The sequence below is a fragment of the Glycomyces rhizosphaerae genome (assembly GCF_042647865.1).
Taxonomy (GTDB): domain Bacteria; phylum Actinomycetota; class Actinomycetes; order Mycobacteriales; family Micromonosporaceae; genus Glycomyces; species Glycomyces rhizosphaerae.
On the sequence record NZ_JBHRWO010000004.1, the window covers coordinates 286,140 to 301,769 of the forward strand.

Annotated in this window: 15 protein-coding genes; 3 read left to right on the plus strand and 12 right to left on the minus strand. The window is 71.0% G+C overall.

From position 1 onward, the window contains the following. Positions 1–66 precede the first annotated feature (66 nt). Both ACFO8M_RS02180 and ACFO8M_RS02185 read right to left on the minus strand, forming a co-directional pair. Positions 67–972, minus strand: coding sequence for a glycosyltransferase family 2 protein (locus ACFO8M_RS02180; RefSeq protein WP_387969867.1), 906 nt, complete (start codon positions 970–972; stop codon positions 67–69). Next, the gene (locus ACFO8M_RS02185) at positions 965–1,999 is read right to left on the minus strand and encodes a sulfotransferase (protein ID WP_387969870.1); all 1,035 of its coding nucleotides are present in this window, start codon (positions 1,997–1,999) and stop codon (positions 965–967) included. The genes ACFO8M_RS02180 and ACFO8M_RS02185 overlap by 8 nt, the downstream gene beginning before the upstream one ends. Before the next feature lie 159 nt (positions 2,000–2,158). Between ACFO8M_RS02185 and ACFO8M_RS02190 the strand changes: the two genes are divergently transcribed. Continuing rightward, on the plus strand, positions 2,159–3,001 hold the full coding sequence (locus ACFO8M_RS02190) for a WecB/TagA/CpsF family glycosyltransferase (RefSeq protein WP_387969871.1): 843 nt from the start codon (positions 2,159–2,161) through the stop codon (positions 2,999–3,001). Positions 3,002–3,030: 29 nt separating this feature from the next. Here ACFO8M_RS02190 and ACFO8M_RS02195 read toward each other — a convergent pair whose 3' ends face one another. From ACFO8M_RS02195 to ACFO8M_RS02220, 6 genes are read right to left on the minus strand one after another with little or no spacing between them, the layout of a single operon-like run. Continuing rightward, entirely contained in the window at positions 3,031–3,762 is a 732-nt protein-coding gene (locus tag ACFO8M_RS02195; protein ID WP_387969873.1) for an SAM-dependent methyltransferase, read from the minus strand. Between the two features lie 16 nt (positions 3,763–3,778). After that, a complete protein-coding gene (locus ACFO8M_RS02200; protein ID WP_387969876.1) occupies positions 3,779–5,263 on the minus strand; it encodes an MATE family efflux transporter in 1,485 nt (494 codons plus the stop codon). Next, complete coding sequence (locus ACFO8M_RS02205; RefSeq protein WP_387969878.1) at positions 5,230–6,114, minus strand: sulfotransferase family protein; 885 nt, start codon at positions 6,112–6,114, stop codon at positions 5,230–5,232. Before ACFO8M_RS02205 ends, ACFO8M_RS02200 begins: the two co-directional genes overlap by 34 nt. Continuing rightward, positions 6,111–7,349 (minus strand): hypothetical protein, encoded by a 1,239-nt coding sequence (locus tag ACFO8M_RS02210; protein WP_387969882.1) that lies wholly within the window; start codon positions 7,347–7,349, stop codon positions 6,111–6,113. Before ACFO8M_RS02210 ends, ACFO8M_RS02205 begins: the two co-directional genes overlap by 4 nt. Continuing rightward, a complete protein-coding gene (locus tag ACFO8M_RS02215) occupies positions 7,346–8,734 on the minus strand; it encodes a hypothetical protein (RefSeq protein ID WP_387969884.1) in 1,389 nt (462 codons plus the stop codon). Before ACFO8M_RS02215 ends, ACFO8M_RS02210 begins: the two co-directional genes overlap by 4 nt. Further along, positions 8,731–10,398, minus strand: coding sequence for a Wzz/FepE/Etk N-terminal domain-containing protein (locus ACFO8M_RS02220; protein WP_387969887.1), 1,668 nt, complete (start codon positions 10,396–10,398; stop codon positions 8,731–8,733). The genes ACFO8M_RS02215 and ACFO8M_RS02220 overlap by 4 nt, the downstream gene beginning before the upstream one ends. A gap of 205 nt (positions 10,399–10,603) precedes the next feature. On the opposite strand from ACFO8M_RS02220, the gene ACFO8M_RS02225 reads away from it, so the two are divergent. Next, positions 10,604–12,424, plus strand: a complete 1,821-nt coding sequence (locus tag ACFO8M_RS02225) for a glycoside hydrolase family 26 protein (protein WP_387969890.1) — start codon at positions 10,604–10,606, stop codon at positions 12,422–12,424. A 108-nt stretch (positions 12,425–12,532) separates the two neighbouring features. On the opposite strand, the gene ACFO8M_RS02230 is transcribed toward ACFO8M_RS02225, so the two are convergent. From ACFO8M_RS02230 to ACFO8M_RS02240, 3 genes are all read right to left on the minus strand, one after another. Further along, complete coding sequence (locus ACFO8M_RS02230; protein WP_387971160.1) at positions 12,533–13,057, minus strand: DNA-3-methyladenine glycosylase; 525 nt, start codon at positions 13,055–13,057, stop codon at positions 12,533–12,535. Between the two features lie 95 nt (positions 13,058–13,152). Further along, positions 13,153–13,698: a DUF3515 family protein gene (locus ACFO8M_RS02235; RefSeq protein ID WP_387969893.1), complete on the minus strand. Its 546-nt coding sequence runs from the start codon at positions 13,696–13,698 to the stop codon at positions 13,153–13,155. A 14-nt stretch (positions 13,699–13,712) separates the two neighbouring features. Next, positions 13,713–13,946 (minus strand): Lrp/AsnC family transcriptional regulator, encoded by a 234-nt coding sequence (locus ACFO8M_RS02240; RefSeq protein WP_387969896.1) that lies wholly within the window; start codon positions 13,944–13,946, stop codon positions 13,713–13,715. A 144-nt stretch (positions 13,947–14,090) separates the two neighbouring features. Between ACFO8M_RS02240 and ACFO8M_RS02245 the strand changes: the two genes are divergently transcribed. Then, positions 14,091–15,044: a thiamine-phosphate kinase gene (locus ACFO8M_RS02245; protein WP_387969899.1), complete on the plus strand. Its 954-nt coding sequence runs from the start codon at positions 14,091–14,093 to the stop codon at positions 15,042–15,044. A gap of 99 nt (positions 15,045–15,143) precedes the next feature. On the opposite strand, the gene rpmB is transcribed toward ACFO8M_RS02245, so the two are convergent. Then, positions 15,144–15,335: a 50S ribosomal protein L28 gene (rpmB, locus tag ACFO8M_RS02250; RefSeq protein WP_030157716.1), complete on the minus strand. Its 192-nt coding sequence runs from the start codon at positions 15,333–15,335 to the stop codon at positions 15,144–15,146. Between the last annotated feature and the right edge of the window lie 295 nt (positions 15,336–15,630).

Below are 15,630 nucleotides of genomic sequence, written 5' to 3' on the forward strand. Positions count from 1 at the left end.
GGCGTTAAGGCACCGCTAAGGCGTGAATAAAGCGGGGACAAATGCTGAACGCGCGGTTACCGCGGTTCAGATGCCGCGGCCGCGGCGGTGCAGGGCCGCCATCACCGCGGGGACCCCGACGATGCCCGCCGCCGCCGCTGCGGCGACGGCCGCGCGTGGTTCGCTCGGGTTCGCCTTGGTCGCCCGCACCGCCCATCGCAGAGCCTCTTTGCGGTCGCCGATCGCGGCGTGCCAGCAGGCGATCTGCCCGTAGACGCGCGCGGCGCCCTCGGGGCTGCCGTGGATCTCCGGGTGCCGGTCGAGTATCCACCGCAGCGAGGAGATCTTGGTGTCCCAACGGGTCTCGAAGTGCGAACCGGCCCAGTTGACGAGCGCGTACGGCACGTCGACGTGCGCGATCGGGCGCCGCCGCGAGGCGCGCAGGAGCATGTCCCAGTCCTCGTTCTGGCTCCCGGGGGCGTCCTCGGCGACCATCCCGAGCCCGCCGAGCAGCGCCGAGCGGCGGAACAGGAACGTCGAGGAGTGCAGCATCATCATCCGCGACCGGAGCAGGTCCGAATGGCGCACCATGGTCTTCTGCGCCAGCCGCGAGTTCCGCCTGCCGCGGTAGTCGACCTCGATCGCGGTGGTGCACAGCTCGGCCTCGGTGCCGAGCGCGGTCACCTGCGCGGTGAGCTTCCCGGGGAGCCATTCGTCGTCGTCGTCGAGGAACGCCACGAGGTCGGTGTCCAGTGCGGTGATCCCGGTGTTGCGGGCCCCGGAGAGGCCCGGGGTCCGGTCGTTCTTGACGACCCGCACGGGCCGCTTGCCGTCCGCGGCGAGCTCTTCGTCCACTTTGGCTCGGTCGAAGACCACGACCACTTCGATCTCGCCGGGGTAGAACTGGGTCAGGACCGAGCGGATCGCCGCGCGCACCTGCTGGGGGCGGTTGTGGGTGGGGATCACGATGCCCACCGAAGGCCAGTCAGTCACGGGCGATCACTTCCTCGAGCAAGGGTTCGTCCACGGGGGCTTCCTCTTCGTCGAGGTAGCCGTAGCGGTTCAGGAGGGGCCGGGTCAGGGTGGAGACCATTCGCCGGGTGCCGTCGGGCAGGTCCGCGGTCCAGGCCTCGTCGGGGTAGATCGGGATGCGCCCCACGGTGAACCGCATGGGGTTGCCCGCCGCCGAGTGGCTCGGGCCGAGGTCGGCCCAGCCGTCGCCGATGAAGTTGTAGTCCGACTCGGTCAGGTCGAGCCCGCAGAAGCGGCCGAGCGAGGCGATCACCTTGCGGGGGCGCTGGATGATCCGCTCGTACCGGACCCGGCGCACCGGCACGCCGCGGCGCGCCAGCAGGCTGAACGCGGCGTTCTGCGCGTTCCACAGCATCGCGGCCTTCGCGGGGGAGTAGCGGGTCATCTGGTCGCCGTTGGGGGACTCGGGGCGGGCCACCTTCTTGGTCCACGAGTAGGCGACGCCCCGCGAGTCGCGCACGACGTGCAGCACGCGCAGGTCGATCTTGGGGGACCAGCGCAGGCAGTACGCGAGCGAGGCGTGCTTGGAGGAGTCGACCACGACCTGCGCGCGCGTGTCCCGCGCGGCGGCGGTGTAGATCTTCTCGAAGTACTCGGCGTACTCGGTGACGAGCTGGTGCTGCGCGGGCGCGAGGCGCTTGGCCGCGAGCGCCGGGATGTGCCGGGTGCGGTCCACGGTGGCCTTCAGGGCGTTGAGGCGCTCGACGTCCACGTCCTCCCAGGAGCCGAAGGCGCGCTTGCCGATCCGCTGCCAGAACTCGCAGTACGAGAAGGTCGCCCCGCAGGCGCACATCTCGTTGCCGACCAGGTCCCGTTCCCACAGGTGGGTGATCTCGCCGAGCGGTACGACGCCCGGTAGCTGGCCGAGCAGGCGTTCGAGGAGCGTCGTGCCGCTGCGCCCGAGACCTCCGATGAACACCACTTTCACGCGGTTCTCGGACTGCTCGGCCGTGTCGGCGATCTTGACGCTCACTGATCCCTCGCTCACCCTGGTGCTGTACTGCGATGGGGGACGTGATCCGAGTCGAACTCGGAAACCTGCACATGCCCCTTGATGATTCGTATAACGACTCGGGGTGGGGTGGGGGACACGCCCTGCGATGAAAAATCCCGGAAAATCGCACGCCGACCTCTAACGTCTGATCGCATGGAGCGTTTGGGCCCTTCGCGCGCGGACACGGGCGACGCGTTCGCCAGCCTCGAGACCGGCGCGCCGTCGCCGCGTATTCGATTGGGCGGCATCGGCATCGACCCGGTCACCGAACTGGGGGCGGTGGCACGGGTGCTCGACGCGCTCGAGAGCGGGCGCGGCGGCCAGATCATCACGCCGAACGTCGACATCGTCGCCGCCGCCAGGAAGAGCCGGGAGCTGCGCGCCATCATCGCCGCCTCCGACCTCGTGGTCGCCGACGGCGCGCCTCTCGTGTGGGCCTCCAAAGTGGCCGGCAACCCGCTCCCCGCCCGCGTGGCGGGCTCGGACCTGGTCTGGAGCCTCTCCGCCGCCGCCGCGTCGCGCGGCCTGCGCGTGGCGCTCCTGGGCGGCACCCCGGACGGGGCCGCGCGCCCGACCGAGCGCGCCGCCGAGATCCTCGAATCCCGTTACCCGGGCCTGAAAGTGGTCGGGGCCTGGTGCCCGCCGATGGGCTTCGACAAGGACGACTCGCAGTGGCGGGCGCTGGTCGAGCGCGTCGAGGTCGCCGCCCCCGACCTCGTGTACGTGGGCCTCGGCTTCCCCAAGCAGGAGCACGTGATGGTGCGCCTGCGGGCGGTCGCCCCGAAGGCCTGGTTCCTCGGCTGCGGCGCGAGCATCGACTTCATCGCCGGATACCGCCGTCGCGCCCCGAAGTGGATGCAGCGCACCGGTACCGAATGGCTCTTCCGGATGCTCTCCGAACCGCGCCGCCTCGCCCGCCGCTACCTCAGGGACGACGTGCCCGAAGCGGTGCGCCTCCTCGCGGAGGCCTACCGCGAACGCCGAAGCGAGGCATGAGGCGACGCCGTCCCCGGGCCGCCTCGGCCCTACCGCCGCCGGGCGATGTAGACCACGTCCGTGGCCCACTTCGACATCGGCGAAGCGAAAGCGGCGTCGGCGGCCTTCGCGGCCCAACCCCACGGCGCCCGGTAGCACCCTTGCGTGAACAGCGTGAAGCCCTGCATGCCGACCAGATCGAACCCGTGCCGGGCGAACAGGTCCCGCATCTCCTGGTGCGACAGCTCCTGGAACCAGGTGCTCACGTCCAGGCGCCCGAAGGTCTTGCGCAGGTGCCGCAGCGAGGACGCGTTGCCGTGGTTCTCCACCAGCAGCAGGCCCGCGTCCGCGTCCGGCAGCGCCGCCGACGCGAAGTCCATCAACTGGTCCCGCAGATGCAGGTCCACATTGAGCACGAACCGGAACGCCGTCACCAGCGCCGGCCGCCCCGGGTCGACCTCGGGCGCGGCCAGGCCCGGCCGCACCAGGTGCGCGTACCCGGGCGTGCCCAGCTCGCGGCCCTTCTGCAGCATCGCCTCCGAGGTGTCGTAGCCGTGCGAGCCCGCGACCATCCCCGCCAGCATCCGCGCCACGCGCCCGGTGCCGCAGGCGAAGTCGTGGTGGACCGGCTTGGTCCCGAACGCGTTCGGCACGAACCCGCGCAGCCAACAGGCCTGGCGGCTGGAGATGATCGAGGAGAACGTCCCGGGTGCGTACGTCCGCTCGGCGTACTTCTCTACCGCGGTCGGGTCCTGGAACACCTCGGTGTAATTGCTGGCCACGAAGTCCCCTTCAAGTTCAGATCCTGGTCCGGTAGCGCAGCAGCGCCACCGCCCACGCGAGGCCCGCGGCCGCGAGCGCGGCCGTTGTCCATAGTGGTCCTAGCGGCATGACCGCCGGCGGCAGCACCCCGAATCCGAGACCGGTCGCAAGCAGCGCCCGCCTCGTCAACGCCCCGAACGGGTGCAGGCCGAATGTGCGCCACAGTTGCGCGAGTGGAATCAAATTATTGACCAGAACGGCCGCCGACCACGCGATCGCCGCGCCGACGACCCCCATGGAAGGGATCAACGCCAGGTTCAACCCCACATTGACCAGGAGTGAAATCGAGACGTCGATCAGCTGCCACGAGGTCTTCCCCGCCATCGCCAGCATCGAGTCGACCACCCCGCACGCCGAACTGAACATCATGGCCGGCACCAGGATCCACACCACCAGCCGCGCGTCCCCGTTCACGTACTCGCCGCCGAACAGCCGCAGATACCAGTCCGCCAGGAGCCCGACGCTCATGTACACCGGCCACGTCAACGCCACGATCCACGCCGTCGAGGCCTGGTACAGCGCCCGCGCAGACGCCGGCTCCCCGGCGGCCATCGCCGCCGCCGCCCGCGGCTGCACCGACTGGCCCACCGCGCCCGAGACCATCTGGCCCACGATCACGAACCGCGTCGCCACCGTGTACACCGCCGCCGGGCCCAGCCCGGCCAGCGCCGCCACCATGATGATGTCCAGCCGCTGCAGCCCCAACTGCGCCACACCGGCCGCGGCCCGCGGCGCCGTGAACCCCCAGAACGCCCGGGCCGAGACCCGGTCGGGGAACCCCGGATCCGGACGCGACCTCCGATGGCGCCGCAGCAGGTACCAACCCGCCGCCAGCGCCGCGGGCAGATACGGCACCACCCACGCGAACGTGATCGTCAAAGCCGAAGCCGTGCCCGCCAACGCGATCGCCGCGAGCCCGATCAGCTGCGCCGCGGTGCGCCCGAGCTTGTCGATGACCACGGAGGGACCCATGAGCCGGTAGCCGCGCGTGGCCGCCAGCAGGGCCTCCATCGCCACCGACGCGGGCAGGAACACCGCGAGCAGCCGCACCAGATCCGGGTGCGTGAACATCGGCGCCGCCAGCAGCAGCCCGAACGCGGTCGCCGTCGACACGATCGCCGCCGGCCACAACCCGAGCCGCAGTACCGAACCGACCGCACCGTCCCGGCCGTTCTTATGGAGCCGCGCCACCCAGTACACCAGGCCTGTGGGCGTGCCCAGGCGCGCGATCGCGCCCGCCAGCAGGAATACCGACGTGGCCGCGAAGAACGCGCCCGCCTCGGCGGGGGAGAGTGCCACGGCCGCCAGCCAGGTGACCGCCAGGCCCCCGAGACCGGAGACCGCCGCGCCGACGAGGTTGACGAGCCCGCCGCGCGCGGTGCCGCGCAGCTCCTCCCGACCCGACTGCTCCGCAACGGCCGAGGTCGTCAGCGACGCCAACTGGGCACGTCCCCAAGCCATTCGGCGAGCCGCTCGTCATAGGGCCCGTAATGCGCCGTCAACCGCTCCCGCAGGCCGGCGGACATCGGGGACGGACGCCCCCGCGCGTTGTGCCGCGCGAAGGCGAACTCCCCGAGCCACGGCAGGCCCAGGAACCGCAGCACGCGCTCGAACGCGTCCTCCGGCCTGGAGAAGAACTCCCCGGAGTCCAGCACCAGCACCCGGTCCCGGCCCACCTGCTCCGCAAGAGGCTCAAGGTAATCCGTGTACCGGCCCCGAGCCGTGTACGCATGGTGCTGGTGGTCGAAGTCGTACAGCGAAGGATCGGCCCGGAGCCGCGCTTCCTTCCCGGCCAGCCGCGACGCCTCGGCCGCCACCGCCTCCTCGAAGTCCCCGATCGGCTCGAAACCGCGCGCCACCTCGTGCGCGTGGTGCGACCACGCCCGCTCCACCGGGTCGCGCACCAGCACGATCACCTTGACCCCCGGCAGGTCCCGCGCGAAGCGCATCGCCGCCAGCGGGTGGTACAGGTAGTACGGGCTCGACTCGAACGCGACCGGCGCCAGGCCGGTGTGGTCGGCGATCCGCCGTGCGGCCGCCTGCGTCGGGAAATGCCCCCGGTACCAGGCCATGCCCTTGTCGTAGTCGGTGTCGAAGTAGTGCACGCCCTTGTGGAACACGGGCTTCAGGATCGCCGGGTGCTGGGCCAGGGCCCGGTACAGGGACGTGGTGCCGCAGCGCTGGCCGCCGCACACGAGCAGGCCCGGCAGGATCCGCGAGTTGGCGGTCAGGCGCCCGAACGTGCGGGACGAACGCCCGACGACGGTTTTCAGCTGGCTCGGGAGGCGCTCGTGAAGCGCCCGCCGGCTCACGGCTGGCCCCCCGTCTCGGTGGCGGTGCTGCGCTGGCGGGCGATGTGGCGGAGCAAGGTGGGCAGGAGCCAGCGGCCGAGGGCGCCGAGGGCCGCGCCGGCGCGTTCGGCCTGGTCGCCCATGTAGCGAGCGGCGAGGTCCACGAGGTACAGCAGCGCGGTCGGCTCGGCCTCTGCGGGCGCGATCCCCATGGGCGCCAGTACGACCGGGGCGTCGGCGACGAGGCCGAGCACGGCCGTGGTCGGGTCGGCGCCGTGGGTGACGATGTGGTCCTGGAGCCGGTAGTGCGCGGCGTCGAAGCCGTAGGGCACGCCGGTCTCGAAGCGCTCGAGGTCCCACAGGTAGACGATCGCCTCGGCCTCGCGGGTGTTCCACGGGGACCAGTCGCCGTGCCAGGCGCCGAAGGTGAATTCGGTGGCGGCGTAGCGGTCGAGGAGCGTCTCGCCGGCGGTCTGGAGCATGTCGGCGTCGGGCTCGCCGCGGTCGGTGAGGTTTTTGAGCCGCGAGCGAAGCCTTGCGGCGTAGTCGGATTCGCCGAGCGGGGAGCGGACGGTGCCGCAGGCGTCGGCGAGTTCGCGCATGGCGGCGGTGCGGCGGGTGGATCCGAGGTCGGCCGGGGCGTCCCAGGACGGGAGCGCGGAGGTCACCATGAGGTTGTGGCCGTTCCAGTTCCCGGCGTGCAGGAGCTGCGGCACCCGCAGCAGCTTGAGGTCGCAGAACTCGCTGAGGCGCCTCGTGGCGTTCGTCTCGGCCGCCACGAGTTCGCGGGTGAGCGGGTTGACGCCGAGCTTGGCGAAAGCGACCGTGTTCGCGTCCCCGTCGAGGATCTGCAGGACCGGCTTGCGGTTCGCCCGCGCCGGTCCGATGTGGATACTCAGGTGGACCTCGTGGCCGAGCACCGACGCGAGGTGGTCGTCGATGCCCTCGCTGCCGCCGACTTTGACGCGGTGGGGCAGCAGCATCCGGTCGAGTCCCAGCCGCAGAGCCCATACGGCGGCGTCGCGTTTGAGGCGGGCGCCTCGCGCGGCGGGCCGGGCGTAGCGCGCCAGCGCGGCCGCGGCGACCTTGCGGTCGGCGGCCGGGATCAGCACGCGCGGTTTGCGGCGGCCGGGCACGACGATGTAGGGCCGTAGCGCGTCGTCTTGCGCCGTTCCGGGATAGAGCTGATCGACCACCTCTGCGAGATAGGTCGCCCGCCTTCTCAGATCGTCGGCGGATTGCAGGGCTCGACTCATCGGTTCTCCGTCTCTGGGCCTTGGTGTGACACCTCGGGCATTCGATTGGCTGCGAGGAGGACGTAACTGAGCAGGGTGAGGAGGAGGGGCGTGACGAGGGCGTTGTAGTAGAACATCGAGATCAGCGAGAAGCCGACGACGGCGCTGCCGGCGATGCCGACCGCGGAGTGGTCGCCTCGGAACCGCCACAGCACGGCGAGCGTGAACCCGAGGTACGTGATCGTGCCGAGGAGTCCGTGGGCGAACATGACCTGCCAGAGCTGGCCGTTCCCGCCGAGGGTGCGCCCGCCGCAGCGCGGGCACTCGGGCGTGGGGCCGACGGCGATCGATTCGCCCGAGCCGAGGGTCTTCCTCGTGGAGCCGAAGCCGATCACGGGGGAGTGCTCGACCACGAGTTCCGTCGCGGTTTCGGAGGAGAAGGCCCGGCCGTCGTCGGAGTGGCCGTTGTCGAGCCTGGTCTGCACCACCGTCCCCAGTGGTGTGAGGATCACGAGGAGGACTGCGGCGCAGCCGGCCCCGCCGAGGGCGAGCATGCCGCCCGGCCGTCCGGAGATGAGCAGGCGGAGGGCCGCGAAGACGGCGATGGCGGCGAGGCCGAGCCACAGGCCGCGGTTCATCGAGTACACGGCGGGCACGAGCGAGGCGACGAGGAGCGCGACCGCGACGACCCGCCATCTGGTACGCGTCGGCGTGCAGAACGCGGCGACGACGAGCCAGACCGAGGTGATCGCGAAGTTGTTGCCCCAGGTGTTGGTGTAGCCCCAGGGCGCGGCCGGGCGCGGGGTCTCGTAGCCGAGGAAGTCCATGGTCTGCGCCGCGGCCGGGTGCACGAGCGACTGGACGAAGCCGTCTTCGGCGACGGCCTTGGGCAGCAGCGCCTCCACCGGCGACGTGTACTCGAAGTGACCGGCGACGGTGCCGAGGAACCCGCCCGCGACGGTGACGACGAAGAGCCAGGCGAGGAGCCGGACGAGCTTGTCCCGCTTGAGCTCGCCTTCGACGACCAGGTTGTAGGCCCACAGTGCGATGAGCGTGCAGCAGCAGTAGAAGCCGAGCCGGAAGGTCGCGCCGGGCAGGCTCGAGAACCAGGTCTCGGCGACGGTGCCCGGCGGGTCGACGCCGAGGTTCGCCAGGCTCAGCGTGACCGCGAGGAGGAACAGCAGCCACCACCCGAACGCGGGCGGGACGGCGATCGACCTGCGGCGCACCAGTTTCACGGCCGCGACGGCCGCGACGAACGGGATGACCAGCACGCCCATGCCGAGCGCCCACCACAGTGGGAACCCGGCGAGGAGCCAGGTGAGCGAGGCGCCTTCGCGCGCGCCTTGCAGAGAAGGGGCGATCCGGCCGCGCCCGGCGGAGCGGGCGGCCGCGAGGAGCGTCATCTCGGCTCAGCGGCGGGGACGACGGGCAGCACCAGCGTGGTCGCCTCCTGCCCGCGGTCCTCGACGGGTTCGAGCGAGTCCGTGGGGGTCTCGTCCTCGGAGATCCTGTCGCGACCGCGCGCGTCCGCGGCCGTGAGTTCACGGCGCGCCGCCGGCAGCGGCACGGTGTTCATCGGCCCGAGCACGGCCGGGAGCAGCATCGCCCCGAGCAGCGGGGTGTCGATCTGGCGCATGGCGAGTGCGGCGGCGGCGGTCTCGGCGATCGAGTCGCGCCCGGACTGGACGGCGAGGATCACCGCGTCGGCGTGCCCGGCGAGTAGCTGGGCATCGGCCGAGCAGGACAGCGGCGGGGCGTCGACGATGACGAACCGCCCGGCTTCGGCGAGCTTCGAAAAGGTCTCGGCGGCGGCCTCGCTGGTGGGGCCGGTGGCCCTGGCTGCGGCGCCGGGGCCGATCACGTTGAGGCTCGGCTGCCTCGGCGCGGCGTGCGTGGCCACGGCGAGGTCGACGCGGCCGGACCAGACATCGGCCAGGCCCGGCACCGAGTCCGTGCCGAACAGTTCCGGCAGGCCCACAGTGGTGCTCGGGTTGGCGGCCACGGCGGTGGCGCGGTCGCCCGCGCGGGCCATCGCGGTGGCGAGGTTGGCGGCGACGACGCTCGCGGCGGGCCCGGGGGCCACGCCGGCGACGACGATGACCCGCTGCTCGTGCGTGAGCTGCGAGACGACCACGTTGCGGAGCTGGGAGAAGACCCGGCCGCCGGGGCTGTAGGCCCCGAAGACCTCGCGGCGCTGGAACTTCACGGCCGGGGGCACGGAGGCGAGCACGTCGAGTTCGCATCGATCGACCAGGTCGGCCGGGTAGGCGATCCTGCGGGCCAGGCGGTGCCGGGCCCAGGCGAGGATGAGGCCGAGCGGCAGGCCGACGCCGAGCGCGGCGGCGAGGTTGAACATCGCGTTCGGGCTCACCGGGGCCTTCGGCACCGAGGCCTGGTTGATGACCCGGCCGGGCGAGATCGCGCCTCGCTGGGCCTCGATGCCGGCGATCTCGACCTCGATCTTCTCGGCCTGCTGCCGCAGCCCGTCGAGTTCGGATTCGAGCCCGGACCGGCCGTCGTCGCCCGAATCCATCCCGGACAGTTCGTCCTCGGTCGATGCGATGCCGGCGTTGACCGCGTCGAGTCCCACGGTTGCGGTGGCGATCGCGCTCTCCAGCGAGGCGGTCGCCCCGGACCGGCGGTGGTCGAGGTACGCCTCGCTGAACGCCACGGACCCGGCCCGTGCGGACTCGGCGTCTCCGGCGCGGAAGGTGACTTCGAGGACGGCGGTGTTGGGCGGCACGGTGACCGACACGCGCGAGACGAGGCCGTCGGGATCAGCCGAGCCGAGCGCTTCGGCGGCGGCCACGGCCACTTCGGTGGACTTCACGAGCTGGGCCTCGGTGTCGAGGTTGACCTGTCCGGCCGTGCGGGCGCCGGCGACGGCGGTGTCGCTCGCGGTCGGCAGCACCAGGATCGCGGACGTGGACTCGTAGACCTCTTCGCTCTGCGCGGTGTAAGCGAACCCGCCGGCCAGAGCCGCGGCCACCGTTCCGATGATGAGCCACCAGGAACGGCGGACGATGACGCCGTAGTCGGCGAGCGTGCGGGCGGCAGGGGTCCTCAACGCGAAGGCCTTTCTCGTTCTAGGGATCTCAACTGAGTAACGAGCGGCGCGAGGTATAGGTGACGGGTGCGGCACGCCCAGGGCCTGTTCACCGCGAGGTGGGGGTTGTGTTTGCGAGAGCAGACAAGTAAAAACCATTTTGTTCGCTAATATGGTGGATCGCTGCATTTGAGCGCGGATCACATTGGACGGAGGAAGGTGGGCGATGAGCGACACCGACGTGCGCCGAAGTCTCCGGGCTGGGCGCGGCATCGTGACCATCCTGGCGGTGCTTCCACTCGTATTGGTGGGCTTCGTCATCGGGTACGGGGTCGGCGGGGGCGGGGACCGCCTCGACGGCACCGTCGACGAAGCCTGGCTGGACGGGAACGGCACTTACGACCACAAGCCGCTCGCGGCCTCGTTCACGGCCACCGCCTTCACGAATCCGGCGCCCGATTCGCCCGTCGTGCTGCCCGTCGGCTTCTCCGCCGACCTCGGCATCGCCGTCACGCACCTCCAGTTCGTCCTCGACGAGTCCACGGTCCGGCCCGACCACACCGCCGAGCTGCGCCTGCCCGTGGCCGTCCCGCCCGACAGCGAGGCCATGATCATCGAGGTCGCCTCCGTGCGCCCGGTGGCCTGCCTGTGCGCGCTGACGGCCGACAACGCCCCGCCCTACGGCACCGTGTGGGACTCGGTCGAGGTCGACGCGGGCACGACGGAGGTCGTCTTCGACGTGACGGGCGCGATCAACGCGCCAGGCCGCTACGGATTCGCGGTGACCACCCCTGAGCGCGATGCGTACCTCGAACTCGCGGGCCCCGATTACGGCGAGGGGCCGAGCCTGCGCACCGTCTCGGCAGTGCCGCCGGTGGGCCCCGTGTCGCCGAGCCCGGACCCGGCCACGTCGCCGCACTCGCCGGACCCGAACGGCGCGCTCGACCCGACCGCCGCACCGGGACTCACGGCGCCTTCTGGTCCGACGCTCCCGTCCGATCCCGGCTCCGACCAGTGGCCGACCCCGTCCGCGTCCGGCCCGCCGTTGCAGCCGGAGTCCGGCCAGGCCGCGGACACGCTGACCGAATGCGTCACGAACGAGAAACTCGTGCCCGACTGCGGGGCCTTGATCGGCGCCGCGGCCGGAGGGAAGACCAATCTGGACAAGGAGGACGCCTTCCTCGATTTCGAGGCCACAGTGGAGCGAGCGCAGCAGATCTACCACGCGTATGAGCGAGCCGATGCGCGGTTGTTCCCGACCGATGAGCAGATCGCGCTGACCGAGGACCCGGAACGCCCGCGGACCCTCTTCATCAACTGGAAGCCGCAGATGGCGAAATGGGCCGAGATCGCCGCAGGCGACCCTGAGGTGGACGCCTACCTGGACCGGCTCGCCGCGCACATCAACCAGAACTTCGACAAGCCGTTCTTCTTCACCGTCCACCATGAACCCGAGAACGACGTCGTCCAGCGGCCCGGCTCGGGCATGGAGGCCGAGGACTACGCGGACATGTACCGCTACGTCATCGAACGCCTGCGTGCGAACGGCGTGGACAATCTGGTGTCGGTCATGAACTACATGGGTTATCTCAAGTGGGTCGAGGTGCCGTGGCACGCGGCGCTGTATCCCGGCGACGACGTGGTCGACTGGGTCGGCCTGTCGGGCTACGGCCAGACCCTCAAGGACGACGGCCGGTTCGACTTCGGTGAGCTCCTGGACACGGCCCATGCCCCATCCGGCTGGCCCGGCTACTACCACTGGGTCGCCGAGCAGCATCCGCGGAAACCGATGATGCTCGCCGAATGGGGCGTCTTCACCGACGACGATCATCCAGGCCATCAGCAGACGGTGTTCGAGGCCGCGATGGACCAGATGGCGCACTATCCGCGCTTGAAGGCGATCGTCTACTTCTCGTCCCCGAACGCCGAGGGCCGCAACTCCGAAGTGGATCAGGATGCGGAAGCGCTGGAGTCCTTCCGGGCCTTGATGCGCTCGCCGTATCTCAATGTGCGGCTCGATCTGGATCACGCCGAACCACCGAAGTAGACGCAGAGCGGTGGTGTGACGATGCCGACGATCGCATGCCGGGAACCGGCTTTTCGTCGGACCAGGGAGGGATGCTGGTGGGGAACCCACCCGCCCTGGACGGGCAGATCAGCTCTCGGCCGGCGGGGCCTTCGGGTGGCGCTTGTACGCGGACACGAACCGGTCGCCCGGAATCCAGAAGCGCCAGGCCGTGTCGGCCGCCTTCGTGATCCCGGTCCTCGGCCCCGCGAGCACCGCGGCCGCTCCGCCACTCTGTCGCACTGAGCCGATCATGTCCCGTCCGTCGTCCCCGCGGTCCCAGCCCATCGCCTGGGCCAGCCGCGCCGGACCCCGCGCCAAATCCCGGTCCGTGACGCGCTCGCCGCGTCGCTCGCGCGCCGCCTCGAGCCCGTCCACGACCTCCCCGGCCCGCAGCAGCACCGCCGCCCCCGAACCGTCGGGGCCGCACACCAGGTTGGCGCAGTAATGCATCCCGTACGTGAAGTAGACGTACAAGAACCCCGCCGGGCCGAACATGACGGCCGTCCGGTTCGTCTTGCCGCGGAAGGAATGCGAGGCCGGATCGTCCTCGCGGTACGCCTCGACCTCCGTCAACCGCACCGTCACGCCGTTCGCGGTCACCAAGCAGCCCAGCAATTCCGGGGCCACCCGCACCGAATCACGTGAAAAGAACGAGCGGTCCAGAACCCCGCCGCTTCGCGCCGGGGCAGAGCGGGGGTTCCCTTCGCTCACGCGCACCCGGTCGGCGACTCCGCCGAAGCCGGGACCTTGTCGGCGATCACCGTGGACAGGTCGTTGAGCACATCCACCGGCTGCTCGTTCGCCTCCGGGACGCTCACGCCCACCGGCACCTGCCGGTCGAGCGTCGTCCACTCCAAGCCCGCCTCGTCCGAATACCAGCAGACCCCGTTGAGCTTGTAGACCAGCGCCGTGTCCTCCACCGCGACCGGCTCGACCCCGCAGGTCGCCACCGTCGCCGGATCCCCGTACGCCATGACCGCCTCGGCCGCCCCGGCACCGCCCTCGACCGGCCGTGCATGCAGCCCGCCCGCAGCATCCGGCGCAGTCGCCGTGAGCGCCAAGCACACCACGGCCGCGTCCTCACTCAGCTCGGGCACCGTCACCGACACCGGCGACAGATCCTCCCGCGCCGGGTCCGCATCCGCCTCGGGCGCGATCGCATTGAACACCGCGATACCGGCGACGACCGCGACCGGCACCGCCACAACGGTCGCCACGATCGCCGGCAGCCGCGACTTCTTCTCGGAACCCACCAGGACCCCGCTCCTCAGGCGTTGAGAATCGAACAGGTCAACGTGCGGGTAATGCCCGCCACCCGCTGGACTCTACTCACCACCAGCTTCCGCAAATGCTCGCTGGAGGCGGCCTCGGTGAGCACGACCACGTCGTAAGGGCCGGTGACGATGTGGACCCGGACCACGCCATCGATCGCCGACACGCCCTCGGCGACCTCATCGGCCATGCCGACCTCGGTCTGGACCAAGATGTACGCCTGCACCATCACAGGCCTCCTCAGGAATCGGGCAGAGCGGCGATTCGGTGGCAGAACCCGACACGTGCCGGGCCTGACCGCTTCGCGAACCCCGTTGAGCGAAGATTACCCAGTGATCCACCGACCTTCAAATGCCCGAGGAATGATCCTCACGTGAGCGAGACCGTCGCCGAAGTGGGCGAATTCCGCCTCATCGAACGCTTCACACGCCACTTCGCCACCACACCCGCCGTCGTACTCGGCCCCGGGGACGACGCCGCCGTCGTCACCGCCCCCGACGGCCGAGTGGTCGCCTGCACCGACATGCTCGTCGAAGGCAACCACTTCCGCCGCGACTGGTGCTCCGCCGCCGACGTCGGCCACAAGGCCGCCGCCGCCAACCTCGCCGACATCGCCTCCATGGGCGCCAAGCCCACCGCGCTCCTCGCCGCCGTCGCCGCCCCGCAGGACATGCCCGCCGAATGGCTCGAAGGCCTCGCCTCCGGGCTGGCCGCCGAAGCCGCCGCCGTCGGCGCGGCCGTGATCGGCGGCGACACCACCCGCGGCGAGCTGCTCACCGTCACGGTGACCGCCCTGGGCGACCTCGAAGGCCGCGAACCGGTCACGCGAGGAGGGGCGAAACCCGGCGACGTGCTCGCGCTGGCGGGCCGGATCGGCTGGGCCGCAGCCGGCCTCAACGTCCTCACCCGCGGCTTCCGCTCCCCGGGCGCACTCGTCGGCGCCTACCGCAGGCCGCAACCGCCGTACCAGGCCGGACGTGACGCCGCCCTCATGGGCGCGCACGCCATGATCGACGTCTCCGACGGACTCCTCGCCGACGTCGGCCACATCGCCACCGCCTCAGGGGTCGCGATCGACGTCGACACCGCGGCCCTGCCGGTTCCCGAGACGATGCGCAACGCCGCCGAGGCCCTGGGCGCCGACGCCCGCGGATGGCTCTTGACCGGCGGCGAGGACCACGCCCTGGCGGCGGTCTTCCCGCCCGACGTGATCCTGCCCGAAGGCTGGCGGCGCATCGGCGCGGTCGCCGAAGGCAGCGGCGTCACGGTCGACGGCCGCCGCTGGACCGGCCCGACCGGCTGGGACCACTTCGCCAACCCGAAGTAGCCGGGCGCGACAGCGCCGCAGACACGACCGCGTCGCAGAAACGACAAAGCGCCGCCGGGGCGAAGCCCCGGCGGCGTAAGTCTTTCGCGGCGTCAGCCCCTAGCGGGTGACCTTGCCGGCCTTGATGCACGAAGTGCAGACCTTGGCGCGGCGCTTGTTGTCGCCGGAGCCAGTCGCGATGCGGATGGTCTGCAGGTTCGGGTTCCAACGACGACGGGTCTTCTTGTGGGACCACGGGACGTTGTTGCCGAAGCCGGGGCGCTTCGCGCAGACTTCACACACGCTCGACATAATCCAAAACTCCTGCATTGACGTTCATTCGGCCCACCCCGACGGCGGGCAACCCGGTAATTCTAACGGACCCGGCGGAGCGCCGGCCATCCAGGTCGCGGGACCTGCGCCACAGGCGCCGGAAGCGTCGCCTCCGGCAGTCGCGCGGACCCGCGGACGGGTCCGGTCCTCCCCGGGTGGAACACTGGCGCGGCATGCGACAGATCTTCTGTGCCGCAACCGGGTCTGAGCCCGGATCGCGCCGGTTCGTCGGTCCTCCCAGGACGTTCCGCGGCGGCACTGTGCTGTGGTGGCT